The sequence below is a fragment of the Bacillus toyonensis BCT-7112 genome, from assembly GCF_000496285.1.
GTDB lineage: Bacteria > Bacillota > Bacilli > Bacillales > Bacillaceae_G > Bacillus_A > Bacillus_A toyonensis.
Window position 1 is genome coordinate 3,405,659 of record NC_022781.1, and the last position, 15,284, is coordinate 3,420,942.

Genomic DNA, 15,284 nt, shown 5'->3' on the forward strand with positions numbered 1-15,284 from the left:
GTATAGTTTTACTTTATGCCCAAATAACTTTCATTAAGTTTTTATATTCGTCGTTCGCTAATTTATACAGCATTCTCGTATGCTCAAAAACAAGTGCCGGATTAAAGTTTGGTTCTGAGAATGCAAGAGATGTTGAAATATCAATTGCATTTTGCTTATTTAGTGTGAATTTTGCAAATCGGTAAGATGTGTTTAATTCATTGATGACATGTAAAATGTCATTTGTTGATGTTTCGTCAGGTACGTGAGCAACATTGAAGCAGTATATATCCACAGTCGGATTTTCATTTTCGAAAGCAGCGATAAGTTGAATTTTTGCGCCAGCTTCTGTTTCTAATCCTACTGAAAAATGCACCGAACCATCATTTTCATCTATATTTTCTTCCATGTATATATCGTTGGATTTTAAGTAGTCTTTAAAATCTGAAATGTTATGTTTTACTGCAGCTTTCATATGTATGAGCCCCCTGGTAATTGGAATAGATTACTATTATTTATTATAATTTAAAAATATTAAAAAAGATAGTTGGAAAGTTCTGATTTTTTATGTTTGAAAAAAGAAGCCGCACTCTACCTCCATAGAGTACGGTTTCTTTTTATTCATTGTTATTAGATGATGTTTTTATATCTTCATTGTTATTATCATTATGGTTGTTGTTACTTGACTCACGTTTGTTTGTATTTTCAGAGTCAGTGTCTTTTATTCTCTCAGAGTTAGTGTCTTTTGTTCTCTCAGAGTTAGTGTCTTTTGTTTTCTCAGAGTCAGTGTCTTTTGTTCTCTCAGAGTTAGTGTCTTTTGTTCTCTCAGAGTCAGTGTCTTTTGTTCTCTCAGAGTTAGTGTCTTTCGTTTTCTCTGAATCTGTTTTTTTCGAATCAAAGTCAGTTTTTGTATAGGCAGGTAGTCCAAGGTGAGTACGAAGTTCGTTCGTAACATTTGCTAGTGCTTTTTTATCTGGATTGTAGTAATATGTTCGACCGCCACCAGCAGATTTGCTACATGTGTCATCACCTTTTTCCATATAGCAGTCATCACCTTGAATTTGTAATTTTTCAACTGAAGAATCTGCGCCATATTTATAGAATGAAAGCATATCATCGAATGTTAAGTTTGTAACGAATTGTCCGTTAATATCATCAATGATGTTGCCAACTTTTGTTACAGATCCAACGTTTGTTATTTTCTTTAAAATAGCTTCAATAACGAGTTGTTGACGTTGCCCACGCATTGCATCACTATCGATGTGTCGCGTTCTAGCAAGAGCAAGAGCCTCTTCGCCATTTAACTTTTGGACACCTTTTTTCAGGTGAATTGCATCGGCATTATCATTACTATCTTGTTCTGAAAATTCAACAGGTACATCGACTTCAATGCCGCCTAAATCATCGACAATTTTTATAAATGATTTAAAGTTAAATTTTACAAAGTAATCGACAGGAACATTCATTAATTTTTCAACTGCATCGATACTTGCTTGTGGTCCACCCTTTTTACCGTTTTTAGCAGAACCGAATGCATGAGCGTGTGTAATTTTATCTTTTTTCTTTTCTACTGGAATGTAAGTATATGTGTCACGTGGAATACTTAATAGTTTAACAGTTTTGCTGTCTTTATTAAAAGTTGCAAGCAACAGCGCATCTGTTCTTATAGCTTCACCATATTCTTTTCCTCGGACATCGCTTTCATCAACACCCATTATTAAGACAGAGACATTGTTCGTAATAGGTTTTACAGCTTTATCACGTAAATCAGATTTATCACCGCGTGCTAAATCGTGTGCGGCATTTCGAACAGCAGAAGATGCTTTATTTACTAAAAACCACGTATAACCGCCTCCTACTATTAAAAAGAATAGAATGACGCTTATAATAATTTTTGTTTTTTTCTTACTTTTTTTCGGTTTATTGCGTGTATTTTCTTGCAAAGATGGGTTTTGCTCCATTTCTTGTACTCCTTCATTTGGATTGAAATACGACACTCACATCCACTTATTATAATGAAATTTGACGAAAAAAAACATTACAAATCATTTACATTTCGTAAAAATTCAATTTATTTATAAAAAGTCAGATTTTCTATATGTTATTTTTCAGATGTAGGATAAGTATATGTTTTTTTAGTAGAAATGAAAATATATATTGTGAGAAAGTGAGAGAGAAGTAAGATTTGTTGAAATATAGCCAATAAGAAATTGGTAGTACTACTTATTTCTTCTATATAATAAAGAAGAATTTTACGGATGAAGGAGAGAGCATAATGGATCATACATCATTCCGAGCAATCGTCGTGAAAGAAAAAGAAAATAATCAATTTGAAAGAAAGCTTGTTGAGAGAGAAATCAATCGTTTACCTGAAGGAGATGTGCTAATACGAGTTCATTACTCTTCATTAAATTATAAAGATGCGCTTTCAGCTACTGGTAATAAAGGTGTAACGAGAACATATCCTCATACGCCAGGAATCGATGCTGCAGGAGAAGTTGTGAGTAGTGAAGATGGTTCCTTTAAGGTAGGGGATCAAGTTATTGTAACGGGGTATGATTTAGGTATGAATACGTCTGGTGGATTCGGAGAATATATTCGCGTGCCATCATCTTGGATTGTTTCTTTACCAGAAGGAATGTCTTTGAAGGAAAGTATGATGTATGGGACAGCTGGTTTTACAGCTGCACTATCGGTATATAAGCTCATTGGAGCAGGAATTATGCCTAATAGGGGAGATGTTTTAGTAACGGGTGCTACGGGCGGTGTAGGTAGTGTAGTGGTTAGTATTTTAAGTAAGTTAGGATATAACGTAGTCGGAGCAACAGGGAAATTGGAAGAAGAAGAGATGTTACTACGTTTAGGAGCAAAGAAGGTAATTCAGCGTGAAGAGTTGAGTGATGAATCAGGAAGGCCAATGCTTAAAGGAATATACGCCGGGGTTATCGATACTGTGGGCGGAAAGATGTTAGAAACAGCATTGAAATTGGTACGATATGCCGGTTGTGTAACGACATGTGGTAATGTGGCAGGGCATGAATTACACACAACAGTATATCCGTTTATTTTGCGAGGTATTAGCCTTGTAGGAATAGATTCCGTACAATGTCCAGTAGATATGAGAAGAGAAGTGTGGGCATTGTTAGCGACAGAGTGGAAAAACTTAGAACTATTATCTTATACAGAAGAATGTACATTAGAAAAATTAGATGAGAAGTTTTCGCTCATATTGCAAGGAAAGTTAAAAGGAAGAACAGTTGTAAATATGAAATAAAAAAGAGACGCTAACTTGAGCGTCTCTTTCCTATTATAATGATTGTTTTAAATTGACTTTTCCTTGTTCACCTAAAACACCGTCAGCGATATTTACAGCGTGATCACCGATACGCTCTAAGTTACTTACCATGTCAACGAAGATGATGCTTGCATCGCCTGAACAGCTGCGTTCGTTTAGACGTATTACGTGACGTTTGCGAAGAACACGTTCCATTTGGTCGATTTTACGTTCTTTTGCAATAACAGTTTGAGCTAGTTCAGTGTCAAAGTTTGTTAAAGCATTGATTGCATCTTGTAATGTTGAAATTGTTAATTCAAGCATTTCATTTAATTCAGTTAGTGCGTCGTCTGATAGTGAAACGCGGTTTGAAATTTGGAAATCTACAAGTTCTACAAGGTTTTCTACATGATCACCGACACGTTCAATATCTCCAACAACACCAGCTAAAACAGAATGCTTCTCAGAATCTGCTGATGAAAGTGGTTTTTCTGATAGTAAAACTAAATACTCGGTAATTTTTTTATCTAAATTGTTAATAGCTCCTTCTAATTGAGTAGCCATATTAGCGTGTTTTTTGTCTTGTGTATTTAAAAACTGGTTTGCTTCTTTTAATCCATCTAATGAAAACTCCGCCATACGGATAATCTCTTTTTGAGCTTCTGTTAAAGCAATAGCTGGAGATTGTTCAATAAAGATTGGATTTAAATGTTGTGGTTTGAAGTTAATAGATGCATCTTCACCACGAATAATTTTTGTTACAATCCAGGCTAATACTGCAATGAATGGGAACTGAATGATTGTATTCGTTACGTTAAATGTTCCATGTGCAAATGCAATTGTCATTTCTGGATTCAAGTTTAATGACGTTTGGAAATATTGAATTAAATTTGTAAATGGTATCAATATAATCGTAAAGATAATGGTACCGATAATATTAAAGATAACGTGAACTAATGCTGCACGTCTTGCTGCAATTGAAGTACCGATTGCTGCTAATACTGCTGTAATTGTCGTACCGATGTTATCACCGAATAATACAGGAAGGGCAGCTTGTAAATCGATTGCACCTTGACCGAATAATTCTTGTAAAATACCGATTGTTGCGCTTGAGCTTTGTACAATTAAAGTGAAGACTGTACCGACAATAATTCCTAAAATTGGATTATCACTCATGCTAATCATTAAATCTTGGAATGCCTCTAATGAACGAAGAGGTTTCATACCTGCGCTCATTAATTCTAAACCGAAGAATAACATACCAAAACCGAATACAACTTGACCTACAGAATGTACTTTTTTATTTTTAAAGAAGAATAGTAAAATCGCTCCAACTGCCATAACTGGGAGAGCGTATTCTCCGATTTTAATCCCGATAATAAATGCAGTAACTGTCGTACCGATGTTCGCACCCATAATAACACCAATTGCTTGTCTTAATGTCATAAATCCGGCACTTACAAGTCCGACTGTTAAAGCGGTTGTTCCTGAACTTGATTGAATTAATACAGTAACTAACATACCTGCTAGTACACCCATAAGTGGGTTCGTTGTAAAACGATCTAAAATATCGCGAAGACGATCTCCAGCTGCTTGTTGCAGTCCATCGCCCATGTATTTAATCCCGAATAAGAAAATACCTAATCCACCAATGAATTGGAAGATCATTTCTTGAACATTATATTCCACGCATTCCACTCCTTAAATTTCATGTACGATGTAATTATTAACTAAACCTTGAGGCACTGTAAACGGTTTGCTAGTAAAATTTACACTAAATTTACAAAGAGGTGAAAAGTTTACAATTCTTTAAAGAAACAGCTGTATTTTAATGGTTTTCGTCTTTTGTAAATAGTGTTTTTGTAAAGAAATCACACTTTTTAGAATAGTATTATTCAATTGTATATCAAAGAAATCTTCTACAAGTTCATTGTATATTTTTTGATGATAGTTAAAAAAATATGTAGGGAAATGCATGTAGTTTTATAAAGCCAACATGGGGTTTAATATTTATTAAGTAGTCTTTTTTTGCAAGAAAAAAAGCCGCTAAATTATCCAGCAGCTTTTTCTGTATTTTTATCTCCGTGCTTTTGTTTTCTTATACTTGTAATGTAAATGAACAGAAAAGCAATAAGTAATAGGGAAGAATAACGATATACAGTCGCATAGTTTGTAAAATGTGCAATGAATCCGAAAATAATCGCTCCCGCACCAATTCCAAGGTCAAATGCTGAGAAGAATGTAGCTGTTGCGACTCCTCGTCGGTGCGGTGCTACTCGGTCGATCATCCATGCTTGTAGCGCAGGCTGAATCGCTCCGAAACCACTTCCGTAACAGGCTGCCGCAATAATTAAGCTCGGAATTGTCGTTGTATACGACAATAAAATAATACCTGCGAACGTTATAATAACCCCTGGAATGATGACGAATGTATGGCCTTTCGCATCATATAACTTTCCGGAAAATGGACGAGTTACAGCGATTGCTAGCGCGTTACATAAAAAGAAGAGACTAATATCAGCAATGCCAACTTCGGTAGCAAATAGTGTGATAAAGCTGCCGATTCCTCCGTACATTAATGTAATACATAATATTAATAATGAAGGAAGTAAAGCTTTGCGCTCAATAAATCCATCGAGAAAAGTACCAGATGATTGTTTTGGTGGTTGTTTCGTTTTTTGGATTTGAAGTAGTTTCGTTAAAATTAATGAAACGATTGTGCATGAAAGTGCACATAAAAAAAGAACGTTGAAATTATATGCTTGCATAAGCCATAGTCCGATTAGTGGGCCGAGAGCCATTGCAATGGTTCCAGAAAGTCCGAAATATCCCATGCCTTCTCCGCGGCGAGCTGCTGGAATTAAATCAGAAACGACAGTTCCATATGTAGTCGTTGTAATACCGAAGCCAGCTCCGTGTAAAATACGAACGGCAAGCAAGAGAAAAATGGTAGAGGCGAAAAGGTAACTGCCCATAGCGAGTAAACAAATAGCAGTACCGATCATTAAAATGATTTTTTTATTAAATTTCTGTAAGGCGTTTCCAGTTAGCGGTCTAACAAAAAGTGCCGCAACGGTAAACATACCGACGACCAATCCGATATTTGAACTTGTGCCACCGATTTCTTTCACATAAACAGGTAAAGTTGGAATTAACATTTGAAACCCTAAAAACATACATAAGTTTGCAAAAATTAAAGCAACAAACTCTTTTGTCCATAACGGTTCTCGTTTTACGAGTATTGCCTCTCCCATATATTCATCCCCTATATACATTTTTTCCGCTATTTGCGGACAGTAAAATTCCCACCTCAAAATCTGGCTGGAGCAAAGAAGTTAGGTGGAAGCCCTGCTGCCAGCAAACGCCCGATTGGTGAAGGCTAATAATCGGTGGGGGATGAACAAAACCCCCACTGATTAAAGTTTCACTTTATCTCTTTTCTTTTGAGTATATGTATTGGTCAATGTAGCAGTCAAGGAAGGTGTCTTGAAAGCGGATAACAATTTTTAAAATGAAAAACTGACAAATTTGTGTAAACGCTACACAACTATGAAAAAAAGATGTAAAGTATAGATGTATAGACTTGTAGTTGTTATGAATGATAGAAATTGTTTTTTCTTTAAAGAAAGCGGATTCAAAAGGTAGTGAATGAGAAGGGGATATATACTTTTTCGCTACATATATTTGAAAAGGTTTACAAAACAATGAAGAAAGAGGCGTGTACATATGAGACGATTAGGTATTTCTATTTATCCAGAACATTCAACGGTAGAGAAAGATAAGGAATATGTAACATTAGCAAGTAAATACGGATTTACACGTGTGTTCACATGTTTACTATCTGTGGATGGAGAAAAAGAGAAAATTATTGAAGAATTTAAAGAAACGATCTCTCATGCGAATGCATTAGGGTTCCAAGTATTAGTTGATATTAGTCCATCTGTTTTTGAACAATTAGGTATTTCGTATAATGATTTATCATTCTTCCATGAATTAGGTGCGTACGGTATTCGTTTAGATGTTGGTTTCTCAGGATTAGAAGAATCAATTATGACTTATAATCCGTATGGTTTGAAAATTGAGATTAATATGAGCAATGGTACGAAGTATGTAGATAACATTATGAGTCATAGACCAAATCGTGAAAATTTAATTGGCTGTCATAATTTTTATCCGCACCGCTATTCTGGGTTATCATACGATCATTTCATTACATGCTCGAAACAATTTAAAGATTACGGCATGAGAACAGCTGCATTTATTTCATCATTTGATGCAACATACGGACCTTGGCCAGTAACAGAAGGTTTATGTACGTTAGAAGAGCATCGTGAATTACCGATGACAACCCAAGCGAAGCATTTATTTGCGACAGAATTAATTGATGATGTTATTATTGCGAACGCTTATGCATCAGAAGAAGAATTACAAGCACTAGGTGCGTTAAATAAAGAGAAACAAACATTTGATATAGAACTATACGATACAACGACAAATTTAGAAAGAATTATCGTATTAGAAGAACCTCATTTTTATCGCGGGGATGTATCTGAATATATGATTCGTTCTACACAAAGTCGTGTGAAATATAAAAAAGAAGAGTTTAAACCTCATAATACGCGTGAAATTAAGCGTGGCGATCTTTTAATTGATAATGAGCAATATGGCCAGTATAAAGGTGAATTACAAATTGCATTAAAAGATATGGTGAATACAGGAAAAACAAATGTAGTTGGTCGAATTATAGAAGAAGAGATTTTCTTACTAGATTATTTACATGCTTGGGATAAATTCGGATTTACATTAAAGAAATAGAGAGAATATAAAGGGGAAAAACTACTGATTTCAGCAGCTTTTCCCCCTTTATATATAAAGAGCGAGAGGAAGAGCTATGACAAAGGTGCATCAGCGATTAATTTCTATTTTAGAGGAGTTTTTAGAAGAGAAATCGATGTTAAATCGAGCTTTTTTAGCGAACCGATTACATGTATCAACGAAGACGATTCAAAAAGATATAAAATTATTAAATGATATATTGGAAGAAAACGGAGCGAAAATCGAATCGCAAAGAGGGACTGGATATGAACTAGAAATTATACAAACGAAGATATTTGAAGAGTTTTGTGTGAGTCTATTTCAAAAACAGACGGAAAAGATCCCAACTTCTTATGAAGAAAGAGTTGCGTATATTTTACAACGTGTTTTAACGACAGAAGGATATGTGAAGCTTTCGCAGTTAGCAGAAGAAATTTACGTGAGTAAATCAACTGTAAATTTAATTATGAAAGATGTTACAGATATATGCGGTCGCTATACATTGCAAATTGAAAAGAGACCGTATTATGGTATACGTATTGTGGGAGAGGAATTTAATATTCGTTCTTGTTTATCACAATATGGTTTACCACGTTATGAACATACTCCGTTTCATGAGCAATTTGAGCAGACGGATACATATGTATCGTTACCTCATATATCACTCATTCGTTCAATTATATTAAAGTATATTGAGGGTGGAACAATATATTTATCTGATATAGAAATTGATAATCTAGTTATTCATATTGCAATCGCATTAAAGCGTTGTCAAAGTCAACATTATATGACGGGACTGCATGTGGAGCAATCAGAACTTATAATAAAGAAAGAATATACAATTGCGAAGCAGATTTTAGGAGATTTAGAGAAAGAGTTAAAACTTTTATTTCCAGAAGAAGAAGTATTATATGTGACGGTGCATTTGTTAAGTACTGCTGTTACAGCGAGAGATCGCTATGAAAATGTAGAAGAGCTATTAGGAAAAGATATATATGCATTTATGCAACATATTCTTTTTAAAGTAGCGGAAGAACGGAATCTTATTTTTTATTATGATGAAGAATTATTATTTGGATTTGGTGTTCATTTAAAAACGTTATTAAATCGTTTGAAGTATAAGTTAAATACGAGAAATCCTCTTTTGGCAGAAGTGAAAAAGAATTATCCGTATGCTTTTGAAATTGCGGTTCTCGTTGGAGATATAATTGGTGAATATACGGGTGAAACGATTCCGGAAAGTGAAATTGGTTATATTGCTATTCATTTCGGCGGAGCGATGAGCCGTTTGCAGGAGCAGAATCAAAAGAAAAGATGTTTACTAGTTTGTGCGACTGGTCAAGGGAGTGCACAACTATTAAAATATAAAATTTTATCACAATTTCGAGATAAATTAGAGATTGTAGGTATTACAGGTTATTATCAATTGAAAGTAGAAGACCTTTATAAAGATAAAATAGATTGTATTATTAGTACGATTCATATACCGAGTGGTTTGCCTGTACCAGTTATAAAGGTGAATTCAATATTTGATGATAAAGAGATTAAATCGATTGGTCAGCAATTGTTTACGCATGTGAATAATAGTGTGCAGCAATATATAAAAGAAGATTTAATCTTTTTAAATCGTAGTGCTTCTACGAAAGAAGAAGTTATTCAATTTTTATGTGAGAAAGCCGCTGAGAAAAACTATGTGCCAGAAAATTTTTATGCTTCTGTTATGGAAAGAGAAAATACATCTCCGACAGCGGTTGGGAATTTAGTGGCGATTCCGCATCCGATGCAGTTATTAAGTGAGGAAACATTTTTGATGTTTTGTACACTTGATAAGGCTGTTGATTGGGGAGATAAAAAAGTACAATTGATTATTTTATTTAGTGTGAAGCGCAATAATAATGAAGATTTGCAACGGCTTTATGATTTTTTATATGATATTATGTCTAATCAGAATACGATAGAGAAATTAACTCAGGCTGAATTAATTGAAGGTTTTCAAGAGATTTTATTATCGTATTGAAAAAGTATATAAAAACTTCCGTTACATAACGGAAGTTTTTTATGTTTAATTGTATGCGTTTTCATAATAAGATGAACATATAGAAAAACAAAGCTTGGGGGAAGTTAAAATGACTGATATGCAAACTCCATTTGCGTTAATTTTACATGGTGGCAACGCGAGAAGCGCGGCGCTTGAAGCAATCGCTTTTGCAAGACAAGGAGATTTTGAGAATGCGAGTGAAAAGATGGAACTTGCTAGTGAAGAAATTTCAGCAGCTCATCGTATTCAGACGGATTTAATTCAAGAGGAAGCAAGAGGAAATCATGCAGAAATAAGTTTACTGTTAGTGCATGCACAAGATCATTTAATGAATGCAATTACAGTGAAAGAACTTGCTGAAGAATTTATCGCTCTTCATAAACGTGTGGAAGAGAAAGTGACAGTATAATATGTATATTTTATTATGTTGTGCTGCAGGTATGTCAACGAGTATGGTTGTAAGAAAAATGCAAGAAGAGGCGAAGAAACAAGGGAAGGATTATAAAATTAAGGCAGTTGATTCAGAACTTGTGAAGCTTGAAATTAAGGAAGCAGATGTCGTTTTAATTGGTCCGCAAGTGAAATATTTATTTCCGGCCGTAGCGTTTCTTGCAAAGTCATACGATATACCAGTTGCTATTATAAACCAACGAGATTATGGCATGTGTGACGGTTTGAAAGTACTTAAGCAGGCAGAAGAATTAGTTTTAGCGTAATTATATTTTTTTAAACATAAACATTATAATGTTATAACTTTTGGTTATATTGAACAAAGGGAGGGCTATTGATGAATGGGTTTATGAGTTTTATGGAACAGAAGATTATGCCAACAACGCAAAAGATTGCAGGACAGCGACATTTATTAGCAATTCGAAACGGGGTTATTTCTACATTACCATTAACGATCGTCGGATCATTTTTCGTTATCTTTTTAAACTTACCAATTGATGCATATATGGAGTGGATTGCACCGTTTCGTCATATTTTAGATATTCCATTCCGATTTACAGTAGGCTTAATGGCATTATACGCAGCTTTTGGGGTAGGGGCTTCGCTCGCTAATTTTTATCAGCTCAATCAATTAAGCGCAGGGTTACTCTCTGTACTCGCCTTTTTATTAGCATCAGTTGAACCAATTCAAATTACGAAAGCTGTACCAGGTGTTATTGATGCGGGTAGATACATTTCAGTAGGAACATTAAGTGCCACGTCTTTATTCGGCGCAATTGTTACTGCATTAATTGCAGTAGAAATTTATCATTTTATGATTAAGCATAATATTTCGATTAAATTACCAGAAAGTGTACCACCAGCAGTTGCAAACTCGTTTGCAGCATTAATTCCAACTTTAGTTGTTATTCTTTTATTCTGGGGTATTCGTTACGGTTTAAAATTTGATGTAAATACAACAATCACATATTTAATTGCACCATTAAAGTCAGTATTAGTAGGAAACAATTTATTCGGCGGTCTATTAACAGTATTTTTAATCGTGTTCTTCTGGTCATTCGGTATTCATGGCCCAGCGATTTTAGGACCAATCATTCGTCCGATGTGGGATTCAGCAATTCTTGAAAATATGGAAGTGTTCACGGCTACAGGAAATGCACATCAGTTACCAAACTTATTTACAGAGCAATTTATTCAATGGTTCGTATGGATTGGTGGGTCGGGTTCAACGTTAGCTTTAGTCATTATGTTTATGTTCTCTAAATCTAAGTTCTTAAAAGAGTTAGGTAGATTATCATTCGTGCCAGGTTTATTCAATATTAACGAGCCAATTATTTTCGGGGCACCGATTGTAATGAACCCAATCTTAATTATTCCGTTCGTTATTACACCGTTAGTTACAACGACGGTATCATATTTCGCAGTTGTTTCAGGTATGATTCCACTTATGATGGCGAAGTTGCCATTTACGATGTTAGCGCCAATTGCAGCAGTGATTAGTACGGACTGGACAATTATGGCTGGCGTACTTGTAATTATTAACTTTGTAATCTCATTTATTATTTACTATCCATTCTTCAAAATGTATGAGAAACAACAAATAGCAGGAGAGGAGAAAACAGAATGCTCGGAGCAATTATCATCTTAATTACATTTGTGATCGGACAATGCATTGCTCATTATTCGAAATGGGTACAAAGTAAATCTTTATTAGTTTTACTACTCGTATCAGTTTTGTTTATCGGTTGTTCAATGGGTGCATATGTAATGTTAGGTCTACACTCACCGTACGTAATTATTGTACCGACAATTTTATGTGCAACATGTTTATCTGCAAAATATAGATTTACGAGCATGTCATTAATACAACGTGTGAAGGAGATGCAAAAGCATGGAGCGTAAATTAGGAATTTCACTTTATCCAGAGCATTCAACGAAAGAAAAAGATATGGCTTATATTTCCGCAGCGGCACGACACGGTTTTTCAAGAATATTTACTTGTTTGTTATCTGTGAATCGTCCAAAAGAAGAAATTGTAGCTGAATTTAAAGAGATTATTAATCACGCAAAAGATAACAATATGGAAGTTATTTTAGATGTAGCTCCAGCTGTGTTTGATCAGCTTGGTATTAGTTATAGCAATCTATCATTTTTCGCAGAATTAGGCGCAGATGGTATTCGTTTAGATGTAGGCTTTGACGGGTTAACGGAAGCGAAAATGACGAATAATCCGTACGGTTTAAAAATTGAGTTAAATGTAAGTAACGATATTGCGTACTTAGAAAATATTCTTTCGCATCAAGCGAATAAATCAGCTTTAATCGGTTGCCATAATTTTTATCCACAAAAGTTTACTGGTCTTCCGTACGATTATTTCATTCGATGTAGTGAACGTTTTAAAAAGCATGGTATTCGCAGTGCGGCCTTTATTACATCAAATGCCGCAAACATCGGTCCATGGGATATTAACGACGGTTTATGTACATTAGAAGAGCATCGTAATTTACCAATTGAAGTACAAGCGAAGCATCTATGGGCAACAGGGCTAATCGATGATGTCATTATCGGAAATGCTTATGCGAGTGAGGAAGAGTTAGAAAAACTAGGAAATTTAAATCGCTATATGTTACAGCTAAAAGTGCACTTTGTAGACGAAGTGACTGAAGTAGAGAAGAAAGCGACGCTGCAAGAATTACACGTAAGACGCGGCGACATAACAGAATATATGGTACGTTCTACAGAAGTGCGTAAAAAGTACAAAGACTATGACTTCCCGGTGCGCGAAAGTGTGCTACAGGAAAGAGGGCAAGTTGTAATTGGTAATAACTCATTCGGAAAGTATAAAGGTGAACTGCAAATCATCTTGAAAGAAATGCCGATAGATGAACGGAAAAACATTGTCGGTACAATTGCGGAAGAGGAGTTATTCTTACTAGATTATGTAGGGGCTTGGACGCAGTTTACTTGTGTGGAATAGGGAAGATAGGGGGCGTTCTAAATTTTGGAACGCCTTTTTAATAGTAAAGTGCTTTTAATGTAAAAATTTGTCGATAAATCGATATTTCTTGTCGAATCGTTGATATATTATAAGTTACGATAGATATATTCGAAAAATCGTTGATATATTGTAGGTTACGATAGATATATTTGAAAAATCGTTGATATAATTTCATTTACTGTGACATTTTTCAGTAGTTTAATAGAGTAAAAAAAAGAGTCAGCCTCAACAATGAGACTGACTCTTTTTTTATAGTAATTAGTTTAAAATTTTCACTGTAACTGTTTTACGTCCCCAGTTACTTGAAGTGCCTTTATCTGGCATTAAAACGTCGATTTTATTTCCTTTAATAGCTCCACCAGTATCACCAGCGATTGCTACTCCGTAACCTTCAACCCATACTTTTGAACCTAATGGAATGACACTTGGATCAACTGCAATTAGTTTCATGTTTGGATTTGCTGTTAAGTTGTGACCTAAAGCTGATTTTACTTGGTCGCCTGCTTTATAACCATTTTCAAGTGGATCTGCTGTGTAAGCTGTTGCTACAACTCTTAACTCACGAGAAGATGATGGTGTGCTTGTTTCAGTTTCTTTTGCAACAGGTTTTTGTGTGGCTGGTTTTTGAGCTTTAGCTGCTTCTTGAGCCTTAGCCGTTTCACGAGCTTCAGCTGCTTCCTGAGCCTTAGCTGCTTCACGAGCTTCAGCATCTGCTTGAGCTTTAGCCGCTTCACGAGCTTTAGCTGCTTCTTGAGCCTTAGCCGCTGCTTGAACTTCAGCTGCTGCCTGAGCTTTAGCTTCTTCACGAGCTTTAGCTGCTTCCTCTGCTTTAGCTTCTGCTTGAGCTTCAGCATCTGCCTGAGCTTTAGCTTCTGCTTGAGCCTTAGCTTCTTCACGAGCTTTAGCTGCTTCCTGAGCTTTAACTTCTGCTTGAGCTTCAGCTACTTCACGAGCTTTAGTTGCTTCCTCTGCTTTAGCTTTTGCTTGAGTTTCAGCTACTTCACCAGCTTTAACTGCTTCACGAACTTTAGCTGTGTCTTGAACTTTAATTGCTTTTTCAACTTTAACTGCTGGTTGAACTTTAACTGGTGCTTTACCTGTTAAGTAAGGAACATGAACATAAGCTGTTTTTCCGTTATATTCAAATTGAATCCAGTCATTTTGCACTTCGTGTGTTGTTTCGATTACATCATCTTGTTTCAACTTACCAAGAATTTCTGAGTCTGTGTTTGCTCCAGCACGTACGTTTAATACGTTTGCTGTTACGTAGTAAGTATCTTTCGTATAGTCAGCGCTTATGAAAGCTTCTTTACCGCTATTCAATTTAACTTTTGACCATCCGTTTTCTGTATGTAAAACATTTACTTTATATCCATCTAATAATTTTCCTACAACTTTTGATTCAGTAGTTGGGTTTTCTCGTACGTTTAGTACGTCAGTCGTTACGATTGTTTCTGCTTTAGCAGATGTTGTGAAAATCCCAAGACCAAAAACCGCTGCTGTTGCTATACCCATAAATTTTTTCATAATAGCCTCCATTGCATTTGTTTTCGTTGACCTCATTATAGCAACCATTATTTTCGTATTTGCGAAAAACATAAAATTACAAAGCTTTCGTAACGGGGCATTAATATTCTGTAATAATTCCATAAATAACCTGATAGCGCTTCCTTATTGTTTTTTGGAGGATTAGAGCGTGTGAAACATAAAATGAGTGGTATCTCAATTTC

General features: G+C 35.3%; 13 protein-coding genes. 8 read left to right on the forward strand and 5 right to left on the reverse strand.

Translation table 11 applies throughout. The annotated features are described in order from the left end of the window. Positions 1-13 precede the first annotated feature (13 nt). Both BTOYO_RS17455 and BTOYO_RS17460 read right to left on the reverse strand, forming a co-directional pair. Positions 14-454, reverse strand: a complete 441-nt coding sequence (locus tag BTOYO_RS17455) for a hypothetical protein (RefSeq protein ID WP_000642358.1) — start codon at positions 452-454, stop codon at positions 14-16. Positions 455-596: 142 nt separating this feature from the next. Then, complete coding sequence (locus BTOYO_RS17460; RefSeq protein WP_002109586.1) at positions 597-1,940, reverse strand: LCP family protein; 1,344 nt, start codon at positions 1,938-1,940, stop codon at positions 597-599. A gap of 248 nt (positions 1,941-2,188) precedes the next feature. Between BTOYO_RS17460 and BTOYO_RS17465 the strand changes: the two genes are divergently transcribed. Then, complete coding sequence (locus BTOYO_RS17465; RefSeq protein ID WP_303745238.1) at positions 2,189-3,253, forward strand: YhdH/YhfP family quinone oxidoreductase; 1,065 nt, start codon at positions 2,189-2,191, stop codon at positions 3,251-3,253. Between the two features lie 33 nt (positions 3,254-3,286). Here the strand turns inward: BTOYO_RS17465 and BTOYO_RS17470 are convergent, their stop codons facing one another. Together BTOYO_RS17470 and BTOYO_RS17475 are read right to left on the reverse strand one after the other, a co-directional pair. Next, positions 3,287-4,942, reverse strand: coding sequence for a Na/Pi cotransporter family protein (locus BTOYO_RS17470; protein WP_000456283.1), 1,656 nt, complete (start codon positions 4,940-4,942; stop codon positions 3,287-3,289). Between the two features lie 362 nt (positions 4,943-5,304). Further along, positions 5,305-6,507, reverse strand: coding sequence for an MFS transporter (locus tag BTOYO_RS17475; protein WP_000503250.1), 1,203 nt, complete (start codon positions 6,505-6,507; stop codon positions 5,305-5,307). A gap of 472 nt (positions 6,508-6,979) precedes the next feature. Between BTOYO_RS17475 and BTOYO_RS17480 the strand changes: the two genes are divergently transcribed. The 7 genes from BTOYO_RS17480 to BTOYO_RS17510 all read left to right on the forward strand — a co-directional run bounded on the left by BTOYO_RS17480 (position 6,980) and on the right by BTOYO_RS17510 (position 13,533). Then, a complete protein-coding gene (locus BTOYO_RS17480; RefSeq protein ID WP_001253372.1) occupies positions 6,980-8,068 on the forward strand; it encodes a DUF871 domain-containing protein in 1,089 nt (362 codons plus the stop codon). A gap of 76 nt (positions 8,069-8,144) precedes the next feature. Beyond that, complete coding sequence (locus BTOYO_RS17485; RefSeq protein WP_000169811.1) at positions 8,145-10,085, forward strand: BglG family transcription antiterminator; 1,941 nt, start codon at positions 8,145-8,147, stop codon at positions 10,083-10,085. 109 nt (positions 10,086-10,194) lie between these two features. Next, complete coding sequence (locus BTOYO_RS17490; protein ID WP_000131325.1) at positions 10,195-10,515, forward strand: PTS lactose/cellobiose transporter subunit IIA; 321 nt, start codon at positions 10,195-10,197, stop codon at positions 10,513-10,515. A 1-nt stretch (position 10,516) separates the two neighbouring features. Next, positions 10,517-10,822 carry a PTS sugar transporter subunit IIB gene (locus BTOYO_RS17495; RefSeq protein WP_000275635.1) on the forward strand — a complete coding sequence of 102 codons (306 nt, stop codon included), beginning with the start codon at positions 10,517-10,519 and terminating at the stop codon, positions 10,820-10,822. 71 nt (positions 10,823-10,893) lie between these two features. Further along, entirely contained in the window at positions 10,894-12,204 is a 1,311-nt protein-coding gene (locus tag BTOYO_RS17500; RefSeq protein WP_001013063.1) for a PTS sugar transporter subunit IIC, read from the forward strand. Further along, positions 12,180-12,458: a hypothetical protein gene (locus BTOYO_RS17505; RefSeq protein ID WP_000900040.1), complete on the forward strand. Its 279-nt coding sequence runs from the start codon at positions 12,180-12,182 to the stop codon at positions 12,456-12,458. Before BTOYO_RS17500 ends, BTOYO_RS17505 begins: the two co-directional genes overlap by 25 nt. After that, positions 12,448-13,533: a DUF871 domain-containing protein gene (locus tag BTOYO_RS17510; protein WP_000440067.1), complete on the forward strand. Its 1,086-nt coding sequence runs from the start codon at positions 12,448-12,450 to the stop codon at positions 13,531-13,533. Before BTOYO_RS17505 ends, BTOYO_RS17510 begins: the two co-directional genes overlap by 11 nt. 279 nt (positions 13,534-13,812) lie before the next feature. Here the strand turns inward: BTOYO_RS17510 and entC are convergent, their stop codons facing one another. Then, positions 13,813-15,204, reverse strand: a complete 1,392-nt coding sequence (gene entC / locus BTOYO_RS17515; RefSeq protein WP_000421978.1) for a cell wall-binding protein EntC — start codon at positions 15,202-15,204, stop codon at positions 13,813-13,815. Between the last annotated feature and the right edge of the window lie 80 nt (positions 15,205-15,284).

Coding starts and splice junctions, on each gene's coding strand:
- BTOYO_RS17455 (WP_000642358.1), bottom strand. CDS start 454: ATGAAAGCTGCAGTAAAACATAACATTTCAGATTTTAAAGACTACTTA.
- BTOYO_RS17460 (WP_002109586.1), bottom strand. CDS start 1,940: ATGGAGCAAAACCCATCTTTGCAAGAAAATACACGCAATAAACCGAAA.
- BTOYO_RS17475 (WP_000503250.1), bottom strand. CDS start 6,507: ATGGGAGAGGCAATACTCGTAAAACGAGAACCGTTATGGACAAAAGAG.
- BTOYO_RS17480 (WP_001253372.1), top strand. CDS start 6,980: ATGAGACGATTAGGTATTTCTATTTATCCAGAACATTCAACGGTAGAG.
- BTOYO_RS17485 (WP_000169811.1), top strand. CDS start 8,145: ATGACAAAGGTGCATCAGCGATTAATTTCTATTTTAGAGGAGTTTTTA.
- BTOYO_RS17490 (WP_000131325.1), top strand. CDS start 10,195: ATGACTGATATGCAAACTCCATTTGCGTTAATTTTACATGGTGGCAAC.
- BTOYO_RS17495 (WP_000275635.1), top strand. CDS start 10,517: ATGTATATTTTATTATGTTGTGCTGCAGGTATGTCAACGAGTATGGTT.
- BTOYO_RS17500 (WP_001013063.1), top strand. CDS start 10,894: ATGAATGGGTTTATGAGTTTTATGGAACAGAAGATTATGCCAACAACG.
- BTOYO_RS17505 (WP_000900040.1), top strand. CDS start 12,180: ATGCTCGGAGCAATTATCATCTTAATTACATTTGTGATCGGACAATGC.
- BTOYO_RS17510 (WP_000440067.1), top strand. CDS start 12,448: ATGGAGCGTAAATTAGGAATTTCACTTTATCCAGAGCATTCAACGAAA.
- entC (WP_000421978.1), bottom strand. CDS start 15,204: ATGGAATTATTACAGAATATTAATGCCCCGTTACGAAAGCTTTGTAAT.